Genomic DNA, 26,233 nt, shown 5'->3' on the forward strand with positions numbered 1-26,233 from the left:
CGTTCCGGGACCTCAGCCGCTAGTTCTCGAATATTCAATTCTTTACGGTCTCTTCCTGTCGCCAACGCTCTATTAAGGGTACCGAATCCTGCCACTGACATGCGGATGCGATATCGATCACCGTTCCGAGGCTCAACCCTAGAGCTGCCCGAGTCCGTTCCTGAGGGTTTGCATATCCCTGACCGTTGCATCAATCCCGACGGCAAGGGGAGTGAAGGGCCGCCGGTCCAGTTCCGGCCAGACCACTGATTTGAACCGCAGATCGTGCGCTTGGGCCTTCGCAAACGGCGATGCCCCAAGGACTATTCGGGGCCGCCTCTTAAAGACTGTCTTGCAGGCCCCTATCACTGCACCGATAGTGTCAGCGCGCTGGGTGGCTATGATTTTCACAACAGTCTGCCCATCGTGAATGTCCTCGCCGGACAGCCGCTCAAGGCAGTCCGTAACCAGTTCGGCGGCATCACCAATAAAGATGTAATCGCGTAGGGTATCGAGCGAAACGTACACCGAGACGGGCTGCCCGGTCAGGTGGGCCTTGGCAAAAACAGAGATCAGGCCCTGGGGCTTGGCCAGGTTCTGACCCGGCCCATACAGGTTCGCTGCGCGGCCGACGACGAGGCGGGTTCCCGTTTTGAAGGCGAAATCAGCGGCTGATTCTTCCGCTGCAAGCTTCGCAAACCCGTACGGGGCCAAAGGCTGCGTGGGGCTTTCCTCCGTGTAGGGCGGTTCGGAACTCCCTGCATAGACGCCACCGGCCGAAGAGGCAAGGAACATTCGGCCGGGGGCCGCATCCGGTCCGCACAGGACTTCACCAAAGGAATCGAGCGCTGACTGAAATACTTCCAGTTCGGAATCGAGTTCGGCTTGGGAAGTGCCGGTGACTCCAGCTCCGGCGCACCATGCAATCACCCAGGGCCGCCCGTCGGCGAGAGAACGAAGAGCGACGGCGGACTCAGCGAGGGCATCTTTGGCAGCGGCGGGATCGTTCCAGGGAATTGACGAAGTCAGAACCTCATGCCCTCTGCTTTTCAATTCTGCCAAGACACCGCGGCCCAGGAGCCCGCCGGCCCCGATCACCCAAGTGGGATCAGGCATGAGGCGTAGTTCCTCCAGCGGCCTGCGTGGCATTGTGTCGTTGGGGGAGAGTTTCCGGCCTCCGGCCGAGGGGACCGACTGCCGGATCGCTGACGATGAGGTAGGCAGGCTTGCCCATCGCCATGTTCACGTTGACGCCCACGTATTCAGCAATGACGCCAAGAGAAAAGAGGATGGCACCCGTGCTGATAAGGATGACGATCATCGTGGACGTCCACCCCTGCTGACCGGCGCCGTGCCCTGTCAGGTACGCAATCAAAAGATAGATCGCCAGACAGATTCCCATCAGGGCAAAGAGCGCCCCGATAAGGCTGACCAGCCTCAGGGCCCTTGTGCCGCTGGAAATGACCATCCGCCAAAAATGCGACAGCAGGGACCTGAGCTTGTAGCCCGATTGCCTGTCACCTTCTTCCCTCAGTGCAACGGGGCAGGTGGAAACGTTGGATGCTATCCAGCCCAGGGCAACATCCAGGTAGACGGCATTCCCCGCGTAGGCGGCGACCGAACGGGCCACTTCGCCCGTGAGCAGCCGGTAGCTCTGGTAGTTGGCGGCGTCGTTGCTGGACAACAGAGCCGAGACCATTTTCTTGGCACCAACTGAAGCGGCGTTCCTCAGGAAACCGTGAGGAGGTTTGTTGCTTGGATTTGCGTACACCAGGGTGGACTGGTTCTGCATAGCCGTATCGAGGAGGGCCGGTATGGCTGCGGGGTCGTGTTGCCCGTCTTCATCCATCGTGACGACCCAGTCGCCTCCGGCCGATGCCATTCCGGCCAATGTGGCGGGGTGCTGCCCGAAGTTGCGGCTTAGCCACACTCCACGGACGACATCATATTTCTCGGCTAGATCACGGATGACGCCCGCTGACCCGTCCGGCCCATGGTCAAAAACAAGGAGGACCTCGCTGACCACGAACGGGTTTCCGCCAGGGGAGACGGACGGCTGGGTGTACTCCATCAGCTCCGCGACGACGGCGGGGAGGGTTTTCTCACCTTGATAAACAGGAACCACAATTGAGATGCGGTGCGGGCTGGAGGGAGAAGCCGTCGTTTCGTACGTCATGTGCACAAAGTCTACCGTCACGCCGGGGCCGCGGCATGCCGGAGAATCAACTGTGGCTAAACTGCAGCTGTGGCTGGAGGCCTTAGAATCTTTCTAGTAATCGAGCGGCTTAAGAACGAGGTACCCGGCAGCAGGCCGGTCTGACTGAACTATCGGGGAAACCAACGTATATGACTTTGATGACTGCCAAAATGCCCACTGTACGGTTGAGGTCTCTTGTTTCCACCGGAGCCATTGCGTTTTCTTGCCTCATGTATTGGTTTTTCCAGGTTCGGCCTCTGACCCAAAGCCCCGGTTTTGCCTGGAACAACTTCCGCCAATATTTTGCGTATGATCAGTATTCATATTTGGCGATTGCCGTCAACGTGCGCAACGGCAACCTTGCCGCCGTCGAGCCTTTCACGGAGACCGGCACCAATCACTATCCGCGGCTTTACTATGTCTTCCTTGGCCTTCTTGCACGGCTTTTCGACAAGGACATCATTCTGACCTGGCAGGTCACAGGCCTTGCATTCCAGTTGCTGATGGTCGTCGCCATCAGCTGGCTGCTGATCCGCCTGACCGGAGTTCCTGCCTTGGGAGCCCTCGGGTTCGTGCCCAGCATCATCGGCACCTTTGCCGTTCTCGCAACCGGGAACTGGCACCATACCTTGGACAATCATGCTGTACTGTGGGGCGCTTTCGGAGTCCTCTTCACGCTCAATGGAGAGTCTGCGGCGTTGTCACTTGCCGTTACCGCGGTTTGCCTGCTCATAGGCGCCACTTTCCCCGCAGGACACCGGCTGAAGCCTGTCCCGCAGCGGAGACGCTCAGCAGCGATTATTGTTGCCGCAGGGGCGGTAGGTTTCCTCGCCAACGTCCAGACTTATTCCTTCCTCACCACTGTCTATCTTCTGCTCTACGCTGCTGCGGCTTATGGCCTGTTGAGTTATGGAAGAAAAATCCATGTCATCGCAAGCCTCGGCATCCTGGCAGCAGTACTTCTCGGCGGACCCACCATAGCTTCTGTCGCAGGGCCGCTCGCGACGCTGATGGCAGGAGTTCTGGCCGCGGTGCCCGGGTTCCTGCTACTTCTGCTCCGCTACAAGACGCTGGTGATTTCGTCCTGCGCCGCATTGGCGCTTGCTGCCTCTCCGACCATTCTCGGGACCCTTCTGGGACTCGCCGCCAAGGACGACTTCCTAACCTACCGCGAGCTTTCGTCAAAGGCGCTTGGAGTTCCACTCGGAACAGGATTGTTGGCCGCGCTCGTGCCGCTGTTGTTCCTGGCACTGATCTTCTGGGCCGGACTGCGGCAGCGAAACCGGGCGTGGCTCGCCTTCTCGGTCGGGGCACTGGTCGCTTGGCCGGTCGTTGCCAGCAATGATCTCTGGGGAGCGAACCAGGAACCCTACAGGTTTTGGATCGACAGTTTCACCATAGTTACTGCCGCTGCCGTTCCGGTCCTGCTCCAGGTGGCCGTGGAAAGCTGGCGCTTGTGGCGCGGTTCAGTTCAGACTGACACGATCGATACCTCAAGCCTTGCCGAGGAGTCAGCCATCGACGGCGGTGGCGTCAAGACTGCAACATATACAACTCAGATCACCAAGCCCCGCTTGACGGGAACTGTGGCGACGGCGACGATCGCAGCGTTGGTCACTGTGACAGCGGTTGCAGTCAGTTTCGGTGACTACCCGAAGTTCACGGAATACGTCCAGTCCTACGGCACCGCCAACTTCTCGGATGAGCAGTCTGTTGCGATCAGGAACGCCGCCAAACCGTTGACGGACGATGATTCCGAACTGAACATTGGGCGCGCAGAAGACGGGACGGCCTCAGAACTGGTCATGTTTGATCCGTGTATCAGTCAGTTCCGGGTAAAGGCCATCACCGGCTTGCCGACTGCCTTCTACAACCTCGGGCTTGCCTGGCCAAAGGAAGAAGCGAAATTGCGGGAGGTCCTGGAACAACGAAAGCATTACGTCTTCGCACAATCCCTCGCAGCGTCAGCGGGCGTGAAGTACGTCTTGACGGACAGCGGCTGCGAGCAGGGATGGCAGGACAAGGTCGACGGAACCAAAGTCTCCGAGAGCCGGTACAAAATTGGCGAAGAAACGGCCGAAATCACATTGTGGAAGATCAAATAGTGCCCAAGGTTCTCAAGGACAAAACGTCTGATTTCCCCTCGAATTTCTCCTCGACGGGTGCGGCGCAGCCTGGTGTGACGGGTGCGGCGCAGCCTGGTGTGACGGAGCCGGCGCCTGATGTGACGGAGCCGCAGCCTGGTGTGACTGAGCCGGGACAAGGAATCAAAAACTCCTCCGGGCTTTGGCTCGCCCTAACAGCAGCTACCGTGTTGCTGTTCAGCCTGATTCCCTTAGCCCGTTCCCCCCGTTTTTACTTCCAGGACGACACCGAAAACGGAGCTTATGGCGTCTGGTATCACCTGGGCGACAGCCTGCTGTCGGGCAAGGTGCCTATTCTCAACCCTGCTATCTGGTCCAGCGGAAACTACACCGCGGAGGGACAATGGGGCACCTGGAATCCATTGATCATGGCCATCGGTGTCCTCGTGTATCTGGCTGGAAACGCGGTCCTGGTGACCACCATCATCAAGGTGGCGATTCTCGTCTGCGCCGGCGTGGGATGCTTCCTTCTCAGCCGCTCCTTCAACGTCCCGCCGCCCTTGGCGTTCGTTGCCGGAATCGCGGTCCCTTTGAACGGCTTCACGGTGTTCTTCGATGCACCGTCCTGGGTGACCGGCGCGCTGGCCTGGGCCCTGGTCCCGTATTTTTGGCTGACTCTAAAATCCATGGCCTTCGCGGGCAGGAATCCACTATGGCCATTCCTCATCGGATACCTGATCGTTACGATCGGTTATGTCGCCGGAACCGTCGCAGTCGGCTTCGTGCTGCTCGCCCTAGGAATAAATGCCTTGTGGCACCGTCAATGGTCCAGTGCTGTCCGAACGGCAGCGGTTGGACTTGCTGTCGTGCTGGTGGCAGTGGTGGTTTACCTGCCCGGTGTGCTGACTGCTTCCGTTACCACCCGCAGCACGACAGCAATCTTCAACGACAACTACATGGGCGTGAACCTCACTGGGTTGTTGGGATCAACCATTGCCACTGCACTGCCCATGATGCCCTCGTGGTGGTGGAATGGATTCACTGCTCCGGCGCCTGCCCTGTACATTGCCTGGTTCCTGCCTCTGATCGCTTACCTGAGCTGGCGACGCATACGCGCTTTCGCACCACGAATTCACGACATTTGGATCTTCGGGGTGCTGTCCCTCGTCTTTGTGCTCCTACCGACGACCATTGGTCCCCTGAGGTACCCGGCCCGGTTCATGCCGTATCTGGCGATGGTCTGCATCCTGCTGTGTGTCGTGCTGTTGTCCCATGCCCTGGCCAGTCACCCATCCAAGCTTTCGTTGTTCGGTGCTGTCGGGGCGATTGCCTTTGGGATGTATGGCGCCTGGGCACAAAGTCCCCACCGGTACATGACGGTCTTCCTCACCGGTTGCCTTGCAGCGGCAGGTGTTGCAGTGATTTGGTGGGCCCTTCGGGGCAACAGGTTCCGCTATTGGAAATGGTCGACGTCGGTACTTATCGCTGGCGTTATCGCCATCGGCTGCGCCGGAGCATCTGTCCTTCAGCACCGGACGACGGACGGCAGTCCCCTTTCCAGGGCCAATGTCCCAGCCGACGCCAACATACCTAAGGGAGTCCTGGCCGGTGTCAAAGGCCAGGTCCTGGTAGTGGGAGACCCGTTGGACTATCCGCAAGATGATTCCACCTGGTCACGTACTTTGATGGCGAATACGTGGTACCTGAGTGAAGCATCGGTGATCAACAGGTATCAGCTCGTCGGCTTCACGCAATACAACCGGACGCTCTGTGTGCGATATCTGGGCGGAACGTGCGCTGAGCTCTTGGACGACCTCTTCGAAAAGCGGCCAGATACCGGAATCATGCTCGTGGACGAGCTCAGCGTTGACAACATCCAGATACTCAAGAAATCGTTTGAAGGCGATGAGCTTCCCGGCGCTGTAAACAACTATGTGGGACGTTCCGGCTCCGTGACGATCCCCGCACCGCCGGTGGGCTGGAGCATGGTCAGTGACGACGGTGAGATTGAACTCTGGAGCCGTGACGTTCCCTTGCATTCGGCCGGTGGGGTTGTCTGGACGAGCGGAAATACGAAACTCACTGAGCTTTCGCGCACCGATACAGAAGTGCGGCTTCGCGTAGATGAGGTTCCTCAAGGGGGCGGAAAGGCAGCCCTAAGCAGGTTGCCCTGGCCTGGCTACACGGTTCAGAACGGGACGATGGGAGAACCATTGGATGGATTCCTGCTCACCGTTGATATTCCCGCGGATTCGGTTGGGCGCACAGTTGCCGTGTCATTTACGCCGCCTGGGTGGGCTGCAGGCGTAACAGCCTGGCTGATAGGGACCGTTGGGGTCCTGTTATGGGCCGCTGTTGAAGGCGTAAGGTTCTGGCGCGGGAGGCGTCAAGAGCCAGGAACGACGGATCCGATGGGGGAAAGTCCTGCGGATGCCCCTCAGGTTCACGAGCCCGTGACGTAGTGAGTATTGGGCTTATGGGCCGGCAACGCGAGGCCCGCCAACTCACCGAAGTGGCATAAGAATGGCGACCGGGGTCAGCTGACGCTGACTCCGGTCGCCATTTAAGAGAGGGCGCCCGTTGTTCAGATCTTCAGGGTTGTTTCCGCCAGGTAGCTCTCCAGCGCCTCACGTGCGTTCCTCGGCTGGAACCCTGTCGATTTCAGCTTGTTCAGATCCAGCACACTGTTCAGCGGCCGGGGAGCCGCAGCTTTGCCTTGGAAGTATTCTTCCGTGCTGACCCCGCTGACGTCGGAGCGGTCCGCGCCAGTTAGCTCAAAGACGTCAGCTGCGATTTGTGCCCAAGACTGTGGCTCACCATCGTTGGTCAGGTTGTACGTTCCATATTCTGATCCGGTTGTGAGCAGATGCAGAATTCCTGCCGCAATGTCGCTGGCAAAACTGAGCCTTCCCACTTGGTCGTCCACAACGTTCGGCTGTATTCCGCGGCCGGCAAGCGACGCCATGGTGCGCACGAAGTTGTTGCCCTCCCCGATGACCCAACTGGTGCGCACGATGTAATGCCGGGGCACTGTTGCCGTCACTGCATCGCCTGCAGCCTTGGTCTGGCCGTAGACCCCGAGAGGCGTAAATGGCTCGTCCTCGGTGTGGATGGGCTGAATACCGTCGAACACGTAATCGCTGGACACCTGAACGAGGGTGATGTTGTTCCGGGCGGCAACCGACGCCAGGCGGCTGACGGCGACGGCGTTGATCGCCCAGGCTGCACGCCGGCCCTCCGGCTCTTCGGCCTCGTCGACGGCGGTATACGCCGCTGCGTTGATGATGGTTTTGTAATTGTGCCAGTGACGGCTTTCAAAAGACGCCGGATCCAGAAGATCGAACTCATCCCGGCCGGCAAATTCGACGTTCGGGTCACCTTCAAGAGCCGCTCGCAGCGCCGTGCCAAGTTGGCCGTCTGCTCCGAGAACCAAGGTTTTGCGTGGGCCCATTGGCTTGACGGAGGCCAGCCGTGGATGCGCCTTGTCCTTGTCCGACAGTTCCGCCTCAGCAAGGGGGATTGGCCAGGGTATGGCTACCGTTTCATCCTCAAGATTCAGGAACGTGTACTCGGCATCAGCAGACCAATGGTCATTGACCAGGTAGACGTAGGACGTGTTGTCCTCCAGCGTCTGGTAGGAGTTGGCAACACCCCTGGGAATGAAGATGGCTTTACTGGCATCGAGTTCCGCTGTGAATACGCTCCCGAAGCTTGGTCCTTCCCTGAGGTCCACCCAGGCTCCGAAGATCTTTCCCGTACTCACCGAAACGAACTTGTCCCACGGCTCCGCATGGATTCCGCGAGTCGTGCCCTTTTTGTCGTTGAAGGAGATGTTGTTTTGTACGGGGCTGAAGTCCGGCAGGCCCAAGGCCACCATCTTCTCGCGCTGCCAGTTTTCCTTGAACCAGCCACGGTTGTCGCCATGCACGGGAAGATCGAAAAGAATCACGCCGGGAATGGGTGTTTCGGTGGCGCTGAGCCTCTTCTGGAACTCCATACCTACTGGCCCTGCTCCTTGTATTTCGCCTCAGTTGCCGACTTCTGCGGCCGCCACCAGGACTCGTTGTCGCGGTACCACTGGATGGTGGCCTCAATGCCGGCGTCGAAATCCGAGAACTGCGGTGTCCAGCCAAGTTCGTTGCGGAGCTTGCTGGAGTCGATGGCGTAGCGAAGGTCATGGCCAGCGCGGTCCACAACATGGTCGTAGGCTCCACTGTCCTGGCCCATGTGCCTGAGGATCAGTTCTACCACTTCTTTGTTGTTCTTTTCACCGTCAGCGCCGATGAGGTAGGTTTCGCCGACGACGCCCTTTTCGATGATGGTCAGCACAGCGGAGGAATGGTCGTCTGCGTGGATCCAGTCCCGGACGTTTTCGCCCTTGCCATAGAGCTTGGGGCGGATACCGTCAATAGCGTTAGTGATCTGCCGCGGGATGAACTTCTCGACATGCTGGTACGGCCCGTAATTGTTGGAGCAGTTGCTGATCGTCGCCTGAAGACCGAACGAACGCACCCACGCACGCACCAGGAGGTCTGACCCCGCCTTGGTGGAGGAATAGGGGCTGGACGGGTTGTACGGGGTTTCCTCAGTAAACCGTTCCGGATCGTCAAGCTCCAGGTCCCCGTAGACCTCGTCAGTTGAGATGTGGTGGAAGCGCTTGTTGTACTTCCGGGCGGCTTCAATGAGCGTGTAGGTTCCGATGATGTTTGTATCCAGGAACGGACGCGGATCGTGCAGTGAGTTGTCATTGTGCGATTCGGCAGCGTAGTGCACCACGACGTCGTGGTCGGAGACGAGGCCATCGACGAGTTCCGCATCGCTGATGTCACCCTTAACAAAACGGAACCGGTCCTCCGGCAGCCCCTTGAGTGACTCAAGGTTCCCCGCATATGTGAGCTTATCCAGTACGGTTACATAGTTGTCCGTATTGGCCATTACATAGTGGACAAAGTTCGAGCCAATGAATCCGGCGCCGCCGGTTACGAGAAGTCGCTGCATAGTTTCATAGGTTACCGGATTTGGCCGGACTTCCCACCAGAGGGAAAGATAGGTTGCATGCGCGGAATTATCCTTGCCGGCGGTACCGGCTCCAGACTTCACCCCATTACCCTGGGGATCAGCAAGCAGCTGGTTCCCGTCTATGACAAGCCGATGATCTACTATCCGCTTTCCACACTGATTCTGGCCGGCATCCAGGACATTCTTGTCATCACCACTCCTCACGACGCCGATCAGTTCCAGCGTCTGCTGGGTGATGGCTCACAGTTCGGCGTCAACATCACCTATAAGGAACAGCCCTCTCCGGACGGGCTGGCACAGGCGTTTGTGCTCGGAGCTGAGCACATCGGTGACGGTCCCGTTGCCCTGGTGCTGGGTGACAACATCTTTTATGGGCGGGGCATGGGCACGCAGTTGCGCCGCTTTGCCGACATCGACGGCGGTGCCGTCTTTGGCTACTGGGTGGCAGATCCCTCGGCGTATGGAGTTGTGGAATTTGACGGAGACGGCAAGGCCATCTCTTTGGAGGAGAAGCCTGAGCGGCCACGCAGCCACTATGCGGTGCCAGGACTTTACTTTTACGACAACGACGTCGTGCAGATCGCCCGTGACCTGAAGCCCTCGCCGCGCGGTGAGCTTGAGATCACAGACGTAAACCGGGAGTACCTGAACCGCGGCAAGCTGCAGGTCGAGATTCTCCCGCGTGGAACGGCATGGCTGGATACCGGCACCTTCGATTCCTTGAACCAGGCCTCTGAGTTCATCCACACGGTCCAGAAGCGTCAAGGCCTCTCCATCGGCTGCCCCGAGGAGATCTCCTGGCGACTCGGATTCCTGGACGACGACGGACTCAGGAAGCGCGCGGAGCCGTTGGTCAAGAGCGGCTACGGAAAGTACCTGCTGGAACTGCTGGCGCAAGGTAAGTAAAAGTCTGTAGGCGCGGTTGGCTTATGCGTCGGCCCAAGCCACGACGAAGGAGGGCGGTACCGGAATCTTCCGGTACCGCCCTCCTTTTGTTGTGCCGCGAAAGCCCTGCCTAGGCCGGATTGCCGGTGGGGATGGCAGCAAGGGCGCTGGGTGCGTAGTCCGCGATTACGGGAAAGCTGCTTCCCTGGTTCAGTTCCATCAGCCTTGACCAGGAAGACACCGGCTTCTTGACACCGTCCTGGAGCAGATAAACCACCGGGTTGTCGAGCGCCTTCACGAACACCGTGCTGTCGATATTCCCTCGGGGAGTGGGCAACGAACTGCAGGTTGACCCTTCAAGGACCCGTGCAGGCAGCTGGGCAGTTCCAGTGGTGGCAGGGAGCCGCCACAGACCGCCACGGTAGCCCAGGAACTTTGTGGATCCGCAGGTCACGGCCGGCAGGACAGTACCCGTGTTGGTGTAAAGGGACAGGACACTTTGCGGGACGCGGGTGTAACCGCCGATCCCCATGCTGTCAGTGATCCTGAAATCCTCGAGTTGAAGCGCCTTGTTGGCTCCATCAACGAGGTAGACGACAGGGCTGGCATCGCCGACATAGAGCTTGGCCGCCGGGAGCAGAGTAGGTCCTTTTGCCAGCGAGTTGACTGTATTCGGTGCCAACGAATAGATAGGCGGAATCCGCCCCTCACCGAATTGATAAAGAGTGGTCAGGTTGGGAACTTCCCGGGCTACTTGGTTTTCGTAGCGATAAATCACGGGCGAATTGACTGATTTGAGGAAAGCTGGGCTGCCAACCGAACTGCCTGAGCCAATGGCATTCAGGAGGGTGTCTGAAAATTGGACGGTTGTTGATGGCCATTGGCTGGCCGACGACATCAGATATTTATAGTTTGAGCCGATGACGAACTTGGCGGTTCCAGCCGTGTTTCCGGCGAATCCTATGAACGCCGGGCCTTTGGCCAGTTGGGTAAGGGACTGCGGATCGAGGGCAGCAGCGGTGATTCCTCTCGCCCAAACGTTGTCGGCATTGATGGAGGTCGGGACCGGCAGCAGTTTGTTGACGGTATAGAGGAATGCTTCCCGGGTGTTTCTGTTCACCACGATCACGTCTTGGCGGACAATGGGAGCCCCATAGGGCATCGAAGCGGTCAGGGCATCACTGGCAGGAATCACGGCTGCAGGCAAGCCGGCGCGGCTGAGGGACGGTGCATCGAAGAACTCGCGCTTCGTGCCGCCCGTGACATAAAAGAGCTTTCCGGTGGGCGAAGAGGTGGCGTTTGCCAGCATGCCGCCGTCGGTATACATTCCCAGCTGGGCGCCCGACAGGGGTATCCAGTTCGTGCAGTTGCCTCCGCCGAAATCGCTCATCATGCCGCAGCTGGGGACGTGGAATCTTCGTCCCGAATCGATCAGATAGATCGAACCGTCGGCGGACCTAGCGAACCGGCCCACCACTGGACCTGTAGGCAACGCGTCCAAATATTGCTGGGTGACCCGGGTCAGGGAGTTGACGCGGGAGTAAAGCTGGTAGGTCTCCCAGTTGGGGATCGGGTATTTGGTCTTGTTTCCCACGACGTAGATGGTGCCGCCGTTGGGACCGATGGCGAAACGGGCACCATAGCCGTCAGCGAAGCGCGCGAAATCCTGCAGGTTCTCGTAAGTCCCGTTCCAGACGTTGGAGTCGCCGGCGAATGGTCCTGTACTGCTGTACTGCCACATGCTGTAGGAGCTCCAGCTGGAAGGAACAGCTCCCGCATTGTTGGTCGGAGAACTCGGGTAGGCCGCTATCCACAGCGGATAGCTACCGAAACCGGCAGCGTCAGCCGTGCACTGCTTCCACCAGGAGGTGTTGGTGTAGATCACGGGCAGCCTGCCGGTCAGGGCGAGCATGGTGTTTCCGAAGTCACGTACCCACGACGTCAGCTGGGCGGGGGACATGCCGTAGCAGGTGTCGCCGAAATAGAATCCGTCAATGGTGCGGCCAGCATAAGGGTTGAACTCGAAGTCCAGCACCGGTGGGAGTGTGTAGCCATCAGCCGACCAGCCTCCGCCGTTGTTCACGAAGTATCGTGCCTGATCGGATCCCGATGACCAGTTGGGAATGGCGAAGTGGTAGGCCCCTCGAATCATGCCGACGTTGCGGGATCCCTGGTACTGCGAACTGTAAAGCTCGTTGGTGTAGTAGTTGCCCTCACTTGCCTTGACGTAGGCGAACCTGGCGCCCATGTTCCATTGCTGCTGCCAGTTGACGCTGGTCTGGTGACCGCTGACATCCAGCCCTTGCACTCCGAAGGTGGGCATCCAGGTGCCCTGAGTTTCGATGGATTGCGTGGTCATGGATTCCAAGGCAGGGGGCTGTTTCTCAGTTGCATCTTCTTTGCTGGCAACCACTCGCGAAGACCGTTGGCCCATTTCAGCCCCGCCCGGCCCTATCGCTTGGGCCATTGCGCTTGGGCTGGGACGTTTCGAGGGGTCCGGTGCAAGGGCCGGGGCCGGGGGTGCGGAAGCTGGTGGTTCGGAAGCGGGGGAGGGTGCGGGAGAGGGGGCCGCCGGCGGCTCCGGAGCAGGAGGAGTGGAGGTGGTCGGCGGAACAGGAGGAGCGGAAGAGGGAGGTGGCGCAGGTTCAGTTCCCGTTGCACTTGCTGGCATCACGATCCAGGGACCTGCCAGTAGCGAGACAGTTAAAAGGACGGCGGGCACGAGGAATTTTTGCCGGGATTGAGACCGTACACGTGAGTGCATCATTTATAGCTCCGGGAACCATGCCAAGCTCCCCCGAGCCCGGCACTAAGTTGCGTGTCCAGTCAGACAACCAGAGGCCGCTGAACTTGGAAATATCTGGCGTAACGGGCTCACGATAACATCGCCGCATCAATGAAACCAGTGTTTCTGTTGTTACCGCTGTGACCAAAGGCACTGAAGTTTTCCACAGTCACCACTGTTTGACTTTGTCCATGCGTGTACCCTGCTCTAGCTTTAAGCCAATTGCACTGCCTCAGCCGGGGGTGGCAGACGTATTGGGGAACATATGGACGCGGTCCAGATCGTCGAGGATGAAGTACGGGAGCTTATCCGCCGAAGGGGCCTGGATCCGCTGCTGCAGGCGGGCGAAGTGCGGAGGCTCGTGGAGGCGGCTGTCAATGATTATGATGAGCGCGCGCTTATGGGACCCCTGCCGCCCATCGGGTCTCTGGACACGGCCCGGCGCTTCGTTTTTGATGCAGTAGCCGGATTCGGAACCTTGCAGCCATTGCTGGACGATCCCACCATCGAGGAAATCTGGCTCAATGCTCCAAACGAGATTTTCGTGGCACGTAACGGTGAATCGGAGCTGACCTCGCTCAGCCTGACCGATCAGCAGGTCAGGGACCTCGTAGAGCGGATGTTGAAGAGCTCCGGCAGGCGGCTGGATATGTCGTCACCCTTTGTGGATGCCGCGCTTCCCGATGGATCCCGTCTCCACGTCGTCATTCCTGACGTGACCAGACGCCATTGGGCTGTCAATATCCGGAAGTTCATCGTCAAGGCAAGCAGGCTGGAGCATTTGGTTGAGCTTGGCACCCTGACTCCTCAGTCAGCACGGTTTCTTGGCGCCGCAGTTTCGAGCGGGTTGAACATTCTCGTCTCGGGAGCAACACAAGCGGGCAAAACGACTATGCTCAACTGCCTCGCGGCAAGCATCGGGACACGTGAACGCGTGATCACCGTGGAGGAGATCTTCGAGCTGCAGTTCCCGCTCCGGGACGTAGTCGGACTGCAATGCCGTCAAGCCAACCTTGAAGGGGAGGGCGAAATCCCCCTGCGCCGCCTTGTAAAGGAAGCACTTCGCATGAGGCCGGACCGGCTGGTCGTAGGCGAGGTCAGGGAGGCGGAAAGCCTGGACATGCTTATTGCACTGAATTCAGGTCTGCCAGGAATGTGCACAGTCCATGCCAACTCAGCTCACGATGCCGTGACCAAAATCTGCACGCTGCCGTTGTTGGCGGGCGAGAACATTTCAAGTGCGTTTAATCTCAAGACACAGCAAGGATTTGCTGAAGTTCCGAAGGTTAGGCGCAGGCAATGCACAATAATTCGAAACACAAGATCATCGCTTTCGAGCGCGGCACCTACGGTGACCAGGGCCAGCAGAAGGGGTACGCAGCGTCATGCGATACGTGCGGCGCCGTGACGTTCGGCGGGTTCCGGACCAAGACGGACGCAAAAGCTGCGCTGCTCCACAGCGAAGATATCCGCGTAGTCAGCTAACCGCTCTGCCATAATCACAGGCAACGGGATTCAATTGGTCTCAACCCGTTGCGGTCTCACAACTCAACTTTCCGGGGTGGCAATCATGGGGGAAACAATCGCCGCGAGCCTGCCTATCATTCGTCGGCGTATGCCCGATGGGATGGCAGCCGCGACCGACGGAGTCAACATCTACGCCGATGACAGGCTAAACGCCGCCCAGTTGAAGTGCGCAGTGATGCACGAGGAAATCCACCTTGAGCATGGCCACAGCACGCACCAAGTGGAAGCCGTCGAAATGATGGTTCGCTACGAAACGGCGCGAAGACTCCTCCCAGACATGTCAGGAGGGTGTACCGGCGATTCGATCAAAGAAGCTGCGAAGGGACGCGAAGTGACACGCCAGGTACTAATGGATCGTGCCGCGACTCTCACTGATGAGCAGGCTGTTGCGGCTGGTTGTTTGGAGTGCCGTCTGTGCCCTGTCATGCAATTCAGATTTGGTCCCAGCGGACTGGTTGCGTAGGCCCCCAAATATTCCTGCTCTATCCGTCTTCTCCTGACGGCATTAAACTTTGGCCATGACTGAGGAAGATACACAATTCGAAGAGTTCACAAAGAAGTACCTAGCTGATGCGCGGGTGCATGGATATACACACTTCAACACCGAGCATTTGGAAGATAAAGAGGAATGCCGCGCTGACAACTGAGTGAGAAAAGCCCGCGACAGGCTGACCTTGCTTGGAGTGGCTCTCGTGTGGGGTTAGCGTGGCCCCGTGTACCGTTGCTCTACCAGCCCGTTTCTCACGTTGTAGGAGTGGGCGAGTCTGCGGGACCGCTCGGTGCCGATGTGCGTAGGACGTGCCTTCAGTGCCACGTCTACACGGTGCATTGCGCGGATAGCGTCAAGATCTGAATGGTCAAACAGGATCCTGGTCCCATACTTCGAGTGCGGCCACCGCTCCTTCTTCATCAACACGCCAACACTTCTGGCGCTCATGTCGAGCATTTCTGCAACGTCACCAATGGTGAAGTACAGGTACTCGGCGGGTAGCCTGTCACGCCGCTGGGTTTCTCCGCCTGTAGCTTCTTCTTCCACAGCGTCGATCCTAACCAGTTAGTGACACGAACAGCCGCACGTCGGGGCTGGCATGAACTCGTAGTCGGGCTCCAGATCCTCATACGGGGCCAGTTGGGGCTTTGCTAGCAACTCATCCAGCATCTTGCCTACCACTTCAACATCTGTCTTCACCACAAAGCAAAGAGTAGTTGCGTGCTGTGACATCGGGATCCGAAGCCTGAAATTACTGCGCGGACCCATATGCTATGGGAAACCGATCACCTATTGGGGCCAAGACTTGACTACCTACATCGCATATATCGACGACTCCGGCAACGAGAACCGTGCCGTCTATCTGGCGCTTTTGATTCCAGCCGAGAGGTGGAGCGAAACGCTCCGCGAGTGGCTCACATTTCGTGCCAACGTCTACAAGGTCTTTGAGGTGCCGGCTGACGTGGAACTTCACGCCGCGGAAGTTGTCCAGGCGGGCAAGAATATCCTTGCGCCGGGCGTGAAGTACGGCGTAAATACAGATGCAGGACGACGTAAGAAACTTCTCAACCATGCCGTGTTGAAGATCGGACAGTTGGAGCACGTACGCATCGTCTCCTATCAGGACACCCTTATTACTCCGGCACAGTGCTACGAGAGACTACTCAAGAGACTTGAGACTCTCCTCGCCGCGGAAGACAGCTGCGCCATCGTCATAGTGGATGGCGAGGACAGCGACACAGAACACAAGAAGGCGCACCGCCGTCTCAAGCTGGACGACCGTCGCGTTCTAGAGGACCCATGGAAGCAGGACAGCAAGCATAGCCAGCTTGTCCAAATGGCAGATTTGGCGGCCTACACGCTATTCCAGGGCCACGAACTTTTCCAGCCTCGCGCGTTCATGTGGCCGTGGATGCAGAAATTCCTGCACCAGCGTGAGTGGGACGCGCACTGTAATTGCCCGACTTAACGAAAAAAGCTCCCATTACAGGAGCCTTATCGAAGCCAGACCCCGCAACCCATGTACATGGACGGAACCTCGCCTAACCAGCATATGTGTTTCGACGCCTCTATTCAAGCTTAGGGCCACGGTTCAGCCCACTACGGGTATGCGGTGCCACGTTTTACGCATGACGCGGGGAAACTCAGCCATTATTGTTCTGGCCAGAGTTTCCCCGCGTCAGATCAACTCATGACCGTCCAGGATGACTCACTGATGACCACCCCTCTGATAAGACGAACCACGAGAAGCAGAACCCAAAGCAGCCGAAGTAACCTGCGTCGAAACGTTCCGTACGATGCCCTGGACTTCCTCGCCAGTGAACGGGTTGGTGACGAACACGGTGACATCTCCTAGAGACCCAGCCGCCGCAGCCGGCGCATACCCGAGCTGCTGCGCCGAATACTCACGACCAGCACGCGAACCATTCGCATAACCAGGAAGCTTCGGGAAAGTCCCGGCATTAATCGCCGCCAACTCCCGGTTGTACTTTTCAGACGATGGACCGTTGATGATCCACTCGTTAGCGTCCAGCCTTGCGACCGGAACACCCGCCGAGGACACACCCAGGAACCCGTCAGTGACGCCAGTACCCGGACCACTGGAGGGCAACTGCCCACCCTCCGAATAGCCCCGGAGAATGCCGCCAGTAGCCTGCCCACGTCGTGCCATCGCATCATCACGGCGCAGATCAACCTCCGTATACGTGGTGACCACGGAGATATCCTTGCGGGCAGGGAGAGCATCAGCCTTACCCTTGATCCCGTCGAGCGTTTTGGATGCGTGGTCCTGGATCGCTGCATCGATGTTGACGTTCTTCGGGACGCCGAGAGCCTTGCGGGCCATCGTGTCCGCTTCGTCACCAACTATGCCGAACTGCCCTGCGGCGCGGATTAGGTCGTCGTAGCTGGTCCGGAGAGATCCCTGAAGCTGAGCCTGCGCCGCTGCTGACCCCTGTGTTTTCAGCGTTTCCGCAGCGGTGGCTTCAGCGGCTGTCATTGCAGCCTTAGCAATGCCGTTGAACGCGGACTGGTTAGCCCGCCCCTGCTCCGTGTTGATATCGAGCGTCGTGCCATTAGTGGTGACGGATTCGGTCAGGTTGTCGATTGCATCTTGGTAGGCGATATTGGCATCTGAAGCAGACAAGCTCAACAGTCCGGCATTGAATAGCGAAGTGGCGAACTTGTCAATATCCACCACTGAACCGTCTGCGGCGATACCGACTTCATCTAGCGCTTTCTCGATTTCCTCCGCTTGTCCTGCCGCAACCTCCGCAGCCTTGCCTGCGTCGGTGAGTGAGCCGTCAAGGTTCTTTCCTTCGGCCGCGGCCGTCTTCTGCGCGGCTTCCGCTGCCTTTAGTGCATCCGCATACTGGGGGAACTTCTTTACCAGTTCCTCGACAGGTACCTTTTGCTCTTCGGCAGCCTTCTTGATCTTCTCAAACGCTTTAGCTGCATCTTCTTGCTTGCCGCCTGACACCAGCTCAGCCAGGCCCTGATCGAGGCGGTTGAATGCGCCTTCGAGGATGTGGGTGGAGCCCTCAAGACCGGTGAACGTGTTGGCGATACCCTCGCCCCAATCGTTGAACGATTGGCCGGCGTCCTTATTGAACGTCCTCTTCAGAGCAGACCCAAGGCCGTCAACGGTGTTGATGAGGTCGCCGCCGTCGCGATCCTTGAATACCTGATCTAGGGATGTAGCCGCGTCCGGTGAGTTGGTGGCGATATCAGCGAGCGCGAGCGATACTCTACCCATCCCGGTGTCGATCTTGGACATGTAGTCAGATTCGGCGAGCTTCGCAAGGATCAGCGTCACCGTTGCGATAGCACCAGCGGCGCCCGCCGCCTTTCCGACCTTACTAAGCGTCGTGGCAGCCTTAGAGCCGGCGGGCGCCAACGTGTTGAACGCCTGCACGGTATCAAGGATCTTAGGCGTCAAGGTCAGGAACGCACCAGCACCGAGAGCAGCAACACCAACGACGCTACCAAGGACGGTCAGGACACCCTTCACGGGCTCAGGCAGGTTACCGAACGCCTGCGCCATGCCGGCAACAGACTCGGCAACACCAGCGATGATCGGCAGCAACACTGCGCCAGCCTCGATAGCCGCGTCCTTGATATTGTTCCAAGCAACCTTGACCTTGGACTCGGTCGTCTCGTACCGCTTAGCAGCTTCCTCAGCCAGAGCAGAGTTTGAGGACCAAGCATCATCGCCAAGCTTCAGCGACTCCGCGAGCAGGTCGCCAGCACCAGCCAGACGCAGGATAACGCCCGTCTCTTCCGTGCCCTTGATGCCCAAATCGGACATCGTCGCGATAACGTCGCCGCCCTCAGCCTTAACTCGTCCTAGGCCCTTGACCATCATGTCAACAGCCCGCACGGGGTCAGTCTCGAAAGCTGTAGCGAACTCCTTAGAGGACACCCCGGCGACCTTCGCCAAGTTATCCAGGCCCTCGCCGCCCTCCTTCACATCCCCATACATGCGCTGCATGACACGGCTAATCACGCCACCGCCGAGCTGCGCCTCAATACCAACCGAAGCCATCGCATTCGACAACGCCAAAACATCAGACTCAGAAGCACCAACAAGCTTCGCGGCACCAGCGATCCGCTTAGCCATCTCCAGGATCTCAGCCTCAGTAGACGCACCAGCGTTTCCAAGAGCAACAAGGGTCGCACCGAAACGCTCAACACCCTTAGACCCGTCCCGCTCCATCGTGCCCATCACGTTAGAAATCTGGGCAATGGAGGTCGCAGCTTCCTCAGCCGTCAGGTTCGTCGTCTCACCAAGATCGACCATCGTCTTCGTGAAACCAATAACATCTTCACGCTTCACACCCAACTGGCCCGCAGCCTCAGCCACACCAGCGATCTCCTCATGCGTGGACGGCAACGTCTTAGCCAGACCACGCAAAGACGCCTCAAGCTCATCCATCTGCGCGGGCGTACCATCAACAGTCTTCGTCACACCGGCCCAGGCAGACTCCCAATCCATCGCAGCCTTACCAGCCAACGCCAGACCACCAACCGCGGCAGTCCCAAAGCCCAGCATCGTCCCGCCAGCCTTATCCCAAGCCTCACGGTTCTTATCCGCAGACTGCACCAGCCGGCCAAGATACGTATCCGCAGCCTTAGACGAATCCTCAGACGCCTTCTTTACCTTCTCTGTGGCTGCTGCGGCTTCAGCCATTGACCGCTTGAATCCTTGGATCTCAGCGCTGAACTTCACACTCACACGGCGCTCAGCCATGTTGACCTACTCTCTTTTGGGTACAAAAAAGCCCGCCATAAGCGGGCCGCAAATTGATTACTGCTATTTATTGACTTGTTTGCTAACGGAAGTGATCCGGAATTGTGTTCTATTTGTCTGTATTTGCCGGTTACAGTTGCGACATGAATAATCAGGGGAAGCTTTTTAGAATTTCTGGGCTCGTCGCGATTCGTCGGCATTGTTCTGGGCGTCGTCCTCATGCTGGCTTTCGGTGGCGTCAGAGGTGACGCTGTCGCGGTTCTAACGGCAGTGGACGTTGGTTTGTTTGTCATTGCCGCCGTGGCCGTATGCGTGGCGCTCGCTACGTACCGTGAGCAGGGTCGAAAGCCCGGAAACACGCCAATCATTTACGCGGTGATAGCATTCCCGGCGGGGTGGGTGCTGGTATTTGTATACTTCGCGGCGCAGTTCCCGCCGTTGATGATGGTTGCCATGCTTGGCGTGATCACGAGCATCCCGGCCCTCATTATTGGAATTGTTAAAAAACTCTCCGTGAAGGCGCCGGTTCCCATTACAGCGCCCTAGTGGTTGTGCTTGCCGAAGTCGTTAGGCCGGAAGCTGCCATCTAGGACAGCCGCCCAAACGGCAGGGCCTTCTCCCCACCCGTAGGTCACGTCAGCCACCCTGACGCGGTAACACTCACCGGCCTTGAACCACGCCCGCCCCGGACCTCTAGGGGACTGAATTTGCCTCTGGCTGATCTTGTTAGGATCCAACGACACGGGGACAACGGGAGCCACTGCGTCACGTCTGGCGAGCCTTCTACTGCTCATGACGGACCACCCAACCAAGGGCTAACATCCCAGCCGGCGTAAGCCCCAGTTGCCCGCCTAAGTGCCTCATTTCCTGCGCCTGCCAAGCACTCGCGCTACCCTCATAAACAGCCCTGGCATGGCACACATAAGCCGCCACAGCAGGCACAAAAGAGTCGTCGTACTCATTCGCCTGCGGACTTTTCCAGATATTTCTCCACAATTTCCTATCTTCTGGCGACCAATTCCCCGACTTTGGCAGCGGTGGGACAGGTAAATCACAACCCTCCGCGGGCAATTCAATAAGCCCAGAACGCGCGCCGGGACTGCGATGCCGCGAATTCGGCTTAGTGGGGTTAGCTTTCGGGCCAGGCATGTGCCGGCCTCCTTTCGTTGGGTCTAACTGCTTCACAAACGGTCTAGCGCCCTCACCGGCGGTCTGGGAGGTGGACCCCTTTAGGGGCACCCCCGTAGGGGTGTGGGGGGCACTGTTCAGGGGCTTGGTCAGTTGTCGGGTTAGTGTGGTGCGGTGACTGTTGCTGATGATGCTGTGCCGAAGCGCCCGAGGTTCTTGACTGTTGAGCAGGTGGCTGAGGAGCTATGCGTTGGCACGCCTACTGTCCGTCAGTTGTTGAAGTCTGGTGAGTTGCGTGGGTTGCAGATCGGTGGCCGCGGGATGTGGCGTGTTGCTGCCAAGGATCTTGAGGACTACATCGACCAGGCCTACCGAGTTACAGCAGACCGGATCGCTGCCGGCGAAGTATCGGACGAAGAGTCTTCATGATGTTTAGACGGCCCCGGATTTCTCGTTCCGGTAAAGTGTCGGGTCGTTGGGCTACTGAGAACGCCAGGAACCTGTTCACGTACGAGATGCTTTTGCAACGCGAGTTGGAACAGGATGCGATGCTTTGGCAGACGCCGACGATTCGCACTCACCGCACAGGCATTCCTGTTGACCATCGCACTGAATTCAACGTCGCCAGCGTTTGCTACCTACCTTTCTGCGACGCTCGGCCTTGTAGTCGCCCTGCTATCAATGCAACTCATGGCTAAACATCAGTTCATTGATGCAATGGACAGGGCTCATCTTCACTTCTTGGAGGAACGCCTCGGAATTCAGCATTTGAGTAACCGGGAGTACTTCTATACCAACGGCAAATACAGGGTTCCTGACTGGCTGGTTGCTCACAAAGCGCCGCGGGCTGAGCATGGCCTCGCCAGGTTCCGAAGCTTTCGTGTCTGGATCGCCGGGATGATCGTCTTCGCCGCGGTCAACTTGGCGATTATTGCGGTTCAGATATGGGCCCCAGGGCTATTGGATGTCCCCGCAGTCCCTCCACCAACACCTTAAGGAGTGTGCCCGTAGCCGTGGTTTTGTAGCCACGGGCACAAGGTCACGCCCTGCAAGCCTCAATCAAGCAGGGTGCGCCTTTAGGGAACTTAGCAGACGTTTACTGCTCTCTGTCTGCGGGTATGGGTTTAGTATCACTGACACGGTTGGGGTGTTGGTGGTAGGCGGCTCGTTCAGTCCGTTGGGGGGTGGCGAGCCGCCGCCTGAGTCATAGCAGGGGCTCTGGGTTGTACCCCCAGCAGTGGTTTTGTAGCTGGGGGGCACAACCGTTTCCGTTGATGTTGGCTACCCTGCCAGTCGCAATCAGGCAAGGGCGCCACGAGGAGCTTGAGAAGTCCTTATGTCCACACATCAGCGGATGTGCTGCCTCGTGAGAGGTTATTCGCAGCGCCGCCGACAATGAGTGAGTTCACGCCCCCGAGGGCCGCATGGAAACCAGACCCGCCACAGTTGATAGCTGCATTCCCCTGGATGACCGCCCCGTCTACACCATTGAGAAGATACCCGTGGCTAGTGGTGCCCTTGACGTGGTTGTTCGCCCAGATGATGTCTTGGGAGTTGGTGACGTTGTCCGTGGACTTTCCGCAGCGCATCCCGTAGGAGGTGCCGCCTTCGATCATGTTCCCTGTAGCGATGACGTTGGACACTGCGAGCTGCATTGCTGGGGACGCCGTGGCTGTGCCGACGTTGACGATGTGGTTGTTCGTCACCCTGACCCGGTCGGCGGGGTTCGGTGCCGTAGCTGAGGCGACTTTCATTTCGATCCCGTGTACGCCCATGTTGACGATTCGTGTTCCCGTCGATGAGTCCGCGGTGAGCGTCGTAGGTGTCGATGGCGTCGCGCATCCCGTCCGTGAATCTGTTGTTGAGAATGTGCCAGTATTGGGCGCCGGCAGAGACTTTCAGTAGATCGCCCTTAGTGATGTCCGTCCCCGCGTTGTGAAACCACGACCGCTCGACGGTGACATGATTGACGCCGCGGACATGCAGGGATGCGTCTTCGGTGTAGTTGGTGAACTCGCAGCCATTGAACTCCACGAACGAATCAAGACCGGACGCGCTGGTGATCGTCGCCCCAGCGTTATCTACGGCGCCGACACGTGAGGCTACTACCGAGACACCATCAAATTTGACATTCTCGAAGCGCCAGTTCTTGAATGCACCCGTGGTGACCAGTTGGAACAGGGACCGGGCGTTCGAGCCGTTGCCTTTGATGGTCAGGTCTTTGATGAGCACGTCTGACGCGCCTACTTGGAACATGGCCGCATCGAGAAGGAGCTTTGTTGCGTCGATTCCGTCTCCCTGCAAGACCATGCCCTGCTTGGTGACGATCAGACGCGTGGTCATCAAATAGGAGCCTTTGCGAAGGAAGATCCGCCCGCCCGCTGTGGGTAGTAAGTTGTGTGACGCGCCAATGGTGGGCTGTGCTGTGGTCAGACCTGTATTGGGTGCACCTTCCGCCACGGCGTCAAGGTAGAGGTCTCGGTTGCGGACGGTCTTCTGGCTGTTGAGCAGGAGCGGGTCGTAGACAAGGTTCATCGCGGTGCGTGTTGCGCTGGTAGATTCCCCAACGCGTGCAGCCACCGCAGTGTCGTATGGGGTGCTGAACATTGCGGGGTCGTAGGATCCGCCCGAGGTGTGCGCGGTCGTGACCTTTACCAAGTCGCCGGATGGGTTGATGACCGGGTCACCCACAGCCATTGGCAGCCCGGTAGCCCACTTCACCGTCGCGCCGTTGGCGCCGTTCAGACCGGGCGTGCCCGGTGTGCCAGGATCGCCTGGGGGTCCGGGGACTGTGGAGGCTGGGCCGCGTAAGCCGGGGCGGGACTGGGACGTTGCCCAGTCGCCTTTGTTGGCCCCGGAGACCCACACGATGTCGGGCAGGTTGTCCACGTAGAAGTCGGCGCCCACCCCGTCTGAGTCGGTGACGATGCTCTGGATGGTCGTGAGTTCTTTGTCCGCGTAAGCAGTCAAGGGCGTGGTGAATCCCGTGTCTGCGGGCGAGTAGATCATGATCGACGCGTTGGCTGCTTTGTTGATCGGGGCGTTGGGTCCGGATCCACGGAACCATGCGATGGGGAAAGAGTATTTATACGCGACCAATGCGGTCTCCTATGTCTGAATATGGGTACAAAAAAGCCCGCCATAAGCGGGCTAAATGGCTAATTGGGCCTAAGAGGCTGCGTGTCGGGTGCAGCCATACTTCGGGGTAGGCCACTAGGGTCGTGGGATGGAAACTTTTCTCATCGAAATCCCGAATGATGTCCACCCGTATCGCGTTGAAGCTGCAACATGGGTCTGCTCAACGGACTTTCATCTGACTGCCTTCAATGACGAAGGGAATGAGATAGACACCTGGGCTCCGACGGAGTGGTTCCGCCTTATTGAGCAGTCAGAGACCGGTAAGCCCGTGGACAAATTCCGTAATCCCCTCGTGCCGAACCCAAAGCGCCGCTAGGGGGATAGTGTTCTGGATCTTGTTGCAACAGATCCTTGGACTTACAGACTGAACTCGTACCCCCCGAAAGTTGAGGATCGATACTCAACCAACGGGGGGCTCAGGTTTTAACCTGCCTCAACTAGTCGGCGCTGTTCGCGATGGCTTCGATCTGGGAATCCATGTGCGTGTTGCTCAGTTCAGTGGGCTTCTGGATATGGAAGGCCAGTGAGTTGACGATTTCCTCCTGGACGCTCCCGTTCGCACCGGGTTCAGCCTGCTGAAGGTGCCACAGTTCCTCCACCATCGCGCCCTTGTACGGGTTGGCTTCAATGTAGGTGTTGGCTAGGTTCAGCCACCCTGCCTCAAGGGCCCGGTTCACGAGGGCAGCGGCGAGGATGCTGTCACCTGACAGTTCCGCACGGTCGTACAGGGCCATAGCTTTCTGTTCGTCCTGGGTGCCGAGGCCAGCGACACGGTCCTGAGCGTCCCGGTAGGAGATGACGTCCTGCGCTGACTGGTACCCGGTAAGCCCGAAGACCTGCTTGCGGATGTCGTTGATACGGGCCTTCCTGTTGCCGGCTTCCTGCCTCTCCAGCTTGGTGATCTCATTCTTCGCCTGGAGGTGGACGCGTGCGATTTGGGCTTTCTTGCCCTCGGGGCTGAGGTTGCGGTTGGCCCGGATAGCTTCGATGCTGTCGCGCTGTTCGGTGCGGATCTTCTCAGCTTCAGTAGCTTCGCGGGTAGTGGTGATGCTGTAGGTAGCCATGATGGTTTCTCCTATGCCGCTTTGGCAGCTTTGAAATGTTCGATGTCTTCGGGCAGCAGCCGGTAACGTCCGTTGAGGGTGGTGGCTGCTAGTCGTTTCTGGGTGATAGCCAGGCGCACGGCGCGGTCTGTGATTCCGAGTGCTGCGGCGGCTTCCGTTGTCCCCATCCACTTTGATTGTGCAGGCTCTTCAGGGGCTGGCGCTTGGTTGGTTCCGGTTACGGTAGTGCGCCAGTGAAGAGCCGCACGGTGGAGGGCCTGAAGGACACTGTCTACTTCCGGGTCATTTCCGCGGGCACGGACCCGGAGGTCATTCAGGCCGGCGTACCGTTCCAGCCAAGTCGCCACACGGGCAGGGACGATAACGATAGGGGCCGCGACGCCGTGAATGTAGGACTCGGGTGGGCGTGGGATGTTAGCCATCAGCCGGTTTCCGGTGTTCGTCCAGTGAGTCAACGATGGCGTTGCACAGGGCTATGGCATGGTCCTCACGTAGGACGTACCGCAGTTCGGAGCCCGAAAAGATAGCCACCCCCGGCTCTTTCCCGTCCGGACCACTGAGCAGCGCAGCCCTCGGGGTGAGACTTTCGCCGTCAAAGATGTTGCGTGTGTAGTGCGCGCGTCGGCTGTCGAACATCTAGTTCTTCCCCTGGGTCTTGTAAGCGGTTTCGATGGATTCGAGGATGTTGAGCGCTACTTGTGGTTTGTTGCCGCCCATGAGGTTGAGTAGGCCGGTACAGAAGCGCACGAGTGACTTGGTTGTGTCCAGGTGGTGCTGCTGCGGATCCTCGGACACCATGACAGCCTCGATAAGGACCGTGTCAGTCACAGTTCCCGGCGCTGCGAGGGTGGCCCGGATGAGCGATATGGCTGTGTCTTCGGCGCTCACAGGGCAGGTTCCTTCGCTGACGGCTTGACGGTACTGCCGGTCTTTTCGGCCTCTGACAGTCGCTTGTAGAACTCGGCACGCTGCGCTTGGTGCAATGCTCGTTCGCGCCAAAGGGCGATCTGCGCCATGAAGTCCCACTGGTCAGTGATGGTAGGGCGGTAAGGATCGTAAGCCATGTCAGATACCTCTTTCTCGGTCGATTTTTCGTGCCACTCGGTTCCCTACGGGATCCCGGTGCAAGCCGCGGTCCGTGTGTGTTTCCGGGGTGTTGTTTAGAGCCTGTATCTGGTGATGGAGGCGCC

At 58.6% G+C, this 26,233-nt stretch carries 25 protein-coding genes; 11 read left to right on the top strand and 14 right to left on the bottom strand.

What is annotated here, in order from left to right; genetic code table 11:
* Positions 1-138: 138 nt before the first annotated feature.
* Positions 139-1,095, bottom strand: coding sequence for an NAD-dependent epimerase/dehydratase family protein (locus tag M1E05_RS07855; protein ID WP_461164929.1), 957 nt, complete (start codon positions 1,093-1,095; stop codon positions 139-141).
* Positions 1,088-2,155 carry a glycosyltransferase gene (locus tag M1E05_RS07860; protein WP_458111394.1) on the bottom strand — a complete coding sequence of 356 codons (1,068 nt, stop codon included), beginning with the start codon at positions 2,153-2,155 and terminating at the stop codon, positions 1,088-1,090. The genes M1E05_RS07855 and M1E05_RS07860 overlap by 8 nt, the downstream gene beginning before the upstream one ends.
* Before the next feature lie 347 nt (positions 2,156-2,502).
* Between M1E05_RS07860 and M1E05_RS07865 the strand changes: the two genes are divergently transcribed.
* Together M1E05_RS07865 and M1E05_RS07870 are read left to right on the top strand one after the other, a co-directional pair.
* Complete coding sequence (locus M1E05_RS07865) at positions 2,503-4,281, top strand: hypothetical protein (protein ID WP_461164930.1); 1,779 nt, start codon at positions 2,503-2,505, stop codon at positions 4,279-4,281.
* Positions 4,266-6,722, top strand: a complete 2,457-nt coding sequence (locus M1E05_RS07870) for a hypothetical protein (RefSeq protein WP_461164931.1) — start codon at positions 4,266-4,268, stop codon at positions 6,720-6,722. Before M1E05_RS07865 ends, M1E05_RS07870 begins: the two co-directional genes overlap by 16 nt.
* A 122-nt stretch (positions 6,723-6,844) precedes the next feature.
* On the opposite strand, the gene M1E05_RS07875 is transcribed toward M1E05_RS07870, so the two are convergent.
* Together M1E05_RS07875 and rfbB are read right to left on the bottom strand one after the other, a co-directional pair.
* Entirely contained in the window at positions 6,845-8,257 is a 1,413-nt protein-coding gene (locus M1E05_RS07875) for a sugar nucleotide-binding protein (protein ID WP_458111391.1), read from the bottom strand.
* Between the two features lie 2 nt (positions 8,258-8,259).
* Positions 8,260-9,258, bottom strand: coding sequence for a dTDP-glucose 4,6-dehydratase (rfbB, locus tag M1E05_RS07880; RefSeq protein ID WP_458111390.1), 999 nt, complete (start codon positions 9,256-9,258; stop codon positions 8,260-8,262).
* Positions 9,259-9,315: 57 nt separating this feature from the next.
* On the opposite strand from rfbB, the gene rfbA reads away from it, so the two are divergent.
* Positions 9,316-10,185: a glucose-1-phosphate thymidylyltransferase RfbA gene (gene rfbA / locus M1E05_RS07885; RefSeq protein WP_309106475.1), complete on the top strand. Its 870-nt coding sequence runs from the start codon at positions 9,316-9,318 to the stop codon at positions 10,183-10,185.
* A 109-nt stretch (positions 10,186-10,294) separates the two neighbouring features.
* Here rfbA and M1E05_RS07890 read toward each other — a convergent pair whose 3' ends face one another.
* Positions 10,295-12,523 (bottom strand): lysozyme, encoded by a 2,229-nt coding sequence (locus M1E05_RS07890; RefSeq protein ID WP_458111389.1) that lies wholly within the window; start codon positions 12,521-12,523, stop codon positions 10,295-10,297.
* A gap of 691 nt (positions 12,524-13,214) precedes the next feature.
* Between M1E05_RS07890 and M1E05_RS07895 the strand changes: the two genes are divergently transcribed.
* From M1E05_RS07895 to M1E05_RS07905, 3 genes are all read left to right on the top strand, one after another.
* Complete coding sequence (locus tag M1E05_RS07895) at positions 13,215-14,357, top strand: CpaF family protein (protein ID WP_461164932.1); 1,143 nt, start codon at positions 13,215-13,217, stop codon at positions 14,355-14,357.
* Between the two features lie 162 nt (positions 14,358-14,519).
* Positions 14,520-14,939 (top strand): hypothetical protein, encoded by a 420-nt coding sequence (locus tag M1E05_RS07900; RefSeq protein WP_461164933.1) that lies wholly within the window; start codon positions 14,520-14,522, stop codon positions 14,937-14,939.
* Positions 14,940-14,994: 55 nt separating this feature from the next.
* A complete protein-coding gene (locus tag M1E05_RS07905) occupies positions 14,995-15,123 on the top strand; it encodes a hypothetical protein (protein ID WP_461164934.1) in 129 nt (42 codons plus the stop codon).
* Between the two features lie 53 nt (positions 15,124-15,176).
* Here the strand turns inward: M1E05_RS07905 and M1E05_RS07910 are convergent, their stop codons facing one another.
* Positions 15,177-15,512 carry a helix-turn-helix domain-containing protein gene (locus tag M1E05_RS07910; RefSeq protein ID WP_461164935.1) on the bottom strand — a complete coding sequence of 112 codons (336 nt, stop codon included), beginning with the start codon at positions 15,510-15,512 and terminating at the stop codon, positions 15,177-15,179.
* 259 nt (positions 15,513-15,771) lie between these two features.
* Between M1E05_RS07910 and M1E05_RS07915 the strand changes: the two genes are divergently transcribed.
* Positions 15,772-16,434 carry a DUF3800 domain-containing protein gene (locus M1E05_RS07915; RefSeq protein WP_461164936.1) on the top strand — a complete coding sequence of 221 codons (663 nt, stop codon included), beginning with the start codon at positions 15,772-15,774 and terminating at the stop codon, positions 16,432-16,434.
* Positions 16,435-16,674: 240 nt separating this feature from the next.
* Here the strand turns inward: M1E05_RS07915 and M1E05_RS07920 are convergent, their stop codons facing one another.
* Entirely contained in the window at positions 16,675-19,515 is a 2,841-nt protein-coding gene (locus tag M1E05_RS07920; RefSeq protein ID WP_461164937.1) for a phage tail tape measure protein, read from the bottom strand.
* Positions 19,516-19,932: 417 nt separating this feature from the next.
* Here M1E05_RS07920 and M1E05_RS07925 point away from each other — a divergent pair, with 417 nt between their 5' ends.
* On the top strand, positions 19,933-20,259 hold the full coding sequence (locus M1E05_RS07925; RefSeq protein ID WP_461164938.1) for a hypothetical protein: 327 nt from the start codon (positions 19,933-19,935) through the stop codon (positions 20,257-20,259).
* 237 nt (positions 20,260-20,496) lie between these two features.
* Here M1E05_RS07925 and M1E05_RS07930 read toward each other — a convergent pair whose 3' ends face one another.
* A complete protein-coding gene (locus M1E05_RS07930) occupies positions 20,497-20,862 on the bottom strand; it encodes a phage terminase small subunit (protein WP_461164939.1) in 366 nt (121 codons plus the stop codon).
* A 153-nt stretch (positions 20,863-21,015) separates the two neighbouring features.
* Here M1E05_RS07930 and M1E05_RS07935 point away from each other — a divergent pair, with 153 nt between their 5' ends.
* Positions 21,016-21,270, top strand: coding sequence for a helix-turn-helix domain-containing protein (locus M1E05_RS07935; RefSeq protein ID WP_461164940.1), 255 nt, complete (start codon positions 21,016-21,018; stop codon positions 21,268-21,270).
* A gap of 168 nt (positions 21,271-21,438) precedes the next feature.
* Entirely contained in the window at positions 21,439-21,837 is a 399-nt protein-coding gene (locus M1E05_RS07940; protein ID WP_461164941.1) for a hypothetical protein, read from the top strand.
* A 510-nt stretch (positions 21,838-22,347) separates the two neighbouring features.
* Here M1E05_RS07940 and M1E05_RS07945 read toward each other — a convergent pair.
* Positions 22,348-23,940: a right-handed parallel beta-helix repeat-containing protein gene (locus tag M1E05_RS07945; protein ID WP_461164942.1), complete on the bottom strand. Its 1,593-nt coding sequence runs from the start codon at positions 23,938-23,940 to the stop codon at positions 22,348-22,350.
* Positions 23,941-24,067: 127 nt separating this feature from the next.
* On the opposite strand from M1E05_RS07945, the gene M1E05_RS07950 reads away from it, so the two are divergent.
* Entirely contained in the window at positions 24,068-24,295 is a 228-nt protein-coding gene (locus M1E05_RS07950) for a hypothetical protein (protein WP_461164943.1), read from the top strand.
* A 121-nt stretch (positions 24,296-24,416) separates the two neighbouring features.
* On the opposite strand, the gene M1E05_RS07955 is transcribed toward M1E05_RS07950, so the two are convergent.
* The 5 genes from M1E05_RS07955 to M1E05_RS07975 are packed head-to-tail and all read right to left on the bottom strand — an operon-like array spanning position 24,417 to position 26,107.
* Positions 24,417-25,043 carry a hypothetical protein gene (locus M1E05_RS07955; RefSeq protein ID WP_461164944.1) on the bottom strand — a complete coding sequence of 209 codons (627 nt, stop codon included), beginning with the start codon at positions 25,041-25,043 and terminating at the stop codon, positions 24,417-24,419.
* A gap of 11 nt (positions 25,044-25,054) precedes the next feature.
* On the bottom strand, positions 25,055-25,465 hold the full coding sequence (locus M1E05_RS07960) for a helix-turn-helix domain-containing protein (RefSeq protein ID WP_461164945.1): 411 nt from the start codon (positions 25,463-25,465) through the stop codon (positions 25,055-25,057).
* A complete protein-coding gene (locus tag M1E05_RS07965; RefSeq protein WP_461164946.1) occupies positions 25,458-25,679 on the bottom strand; it encodes a hypothetical protein in 222 nt (73 codons plus the stop codon). The genes M1E05_RS07960 and M1E05_RS07965 overlap by 8 nt, the downstream gene beginning before the upstream one ends.
* Positions 25,680-25,931, bottom strand: coding sequence for a hypothetical protein (locus M1E05_RS07970; RefSeq protein WP_461164947.1), 252 nt, complete (start codon positions 25,929-25,931; stop codon positions 25,680-25,682).
* On the bottom strand, positions 25,928-26,107 hold the full coding sequence (locus M1E05_RS07975) for a hypothetical protein (protein WP_461164948.1): 180 nt from the start codon (positions 26,105-26,107) through the stop codon (positions 25,928-25,930). The genes M1E05_RS07970 and M1E05_RS07975 overlap by 4 nt, the downstream gene beginning before the upstream one ends.
* Positions 26,108-26,233 lie beyond the last annotated feature (126 nt).

This window comes from Arthrobacter sp. R4-81, assembly GCF_054792365.1.

Bases quoted from the DNA above. Each gene is read 5' to 3' on its own strand.
- M1E05_RS07855 (WP_461164929.1), bottom strand. From the start codon at position 1,095: ATGCCTGATCCCACTTGGGTGATCGGGGCCGGCGGGCTCCTGGGCCGC.
- M1E05_RS07860 (WP_458111394.1), bottom strand. From the start codon at position 2,155: ATGACGTACGAAACGACGGCTTCTCCCTCCAGCCCGCACCGCATCTCA.
- M1E05_RS07875 (WP_458111391.1), bottom strand. From the start codon at position 8,257: ATGGAGTTCCAGAAGAGGCTCAGCGCCACCGAAACACCCATTCCCGGC.
- rfbB (WP_458111390.1), bottom strand. From the start codon at position 9,258: ATGCAGCGACTTCTCGTAACCGGCGGCGCCGGATTCATTGGCTCGAAC.
- rfbA (WP_309106475.1), top strand. From the start codon at position 9,316: ATGCGCGGAATTATCCTTGCCGGCGGTACCGGCTCCAGACTTCACCCC.
- M1E05_RS07890 (WP_458111389.1), bottom strand. From the start codon at position 12,523: ATGACCACGCAATCCATCGAAACTCAGGGCACCTGGATGCCCACCTTC.
- M1E05_RS07895 (WP_461164932.1), top strand. From the start codon at position 13,215: ATGGACGCGGTCCAGATCGTCGAGGATGAAGTACGGGAGCTTATCCGC.
- M1E05_RS07900 (WP_461164933.1), top strand. From the start codon at position 14,520: ATGGGGGAAACAATCGCCGCGAGCCTGCCTATCATTCGTCGGCGTATG.
- M1E05_RS07905 (WP_461164934.1), top strand. From the start codon at position 14,995: ATGACTGAGGAAGATACACAATTCGAAGAGTTCACAAAGAAGTACCTA.
- M1E05_RS07920 (WP_461164937.1), bottom strand. From the start codon at position 19,515: ATGCTGGGCTTTGGGACTGCCGCGGTTGGTGGTCTGGCGTTGGCTGGT.
- M1E05_RS07925 (WP_461164938.1), top strand. From the start codon at position 19,933: ATGCTGGCTTTCGGTGGCGTCAGAGGTGACGCTGTCGCGGTTCTAACG.
- M1E05_RS07930 (WP_461164939.1), bottom strand. From the start codon at position 20,862: ATGCCTGGCCCGAAAGCTAACCCCACTAAGCCGAATTCGCGGCATCGC.
- M1E05_RS07950 (WP_461164943.1), top strand. From the start codon at position 24,068: ATGGAAACTTTTCTCATCGAAATCCCGAATGATGTCCACCCGTATCGC.
- M1E05_RS07955 (WP_461164944.1), bottom strand. From the start codon at position 25,043: ATGGCTACCTACAGCATCACCACTACCCGCGAAGCTACTGAAGCTGAG.
- M1E05_RS07960 (WP_461164945.1), bottom strand. From the start codon at position 25,465: ATGGCTAACATCCCACGCCCACCCGAGTCCTACATTCACGGCGTCGCG.
- M1E05_RS07965 (WP_461164946.1), bottom strand. From the start codon at position 25,679: ATGTTCGACAGCCGACGCGCGCACTACACACGCAACATCTTTGACGGC.
- M1E05_RS07975 (WP_461164948.1), bottom strand. From the start codon at position 26,107: ATGGCTTACGATCCTTACCGCCCTACCATCACTGACCAGTGGGACTTC.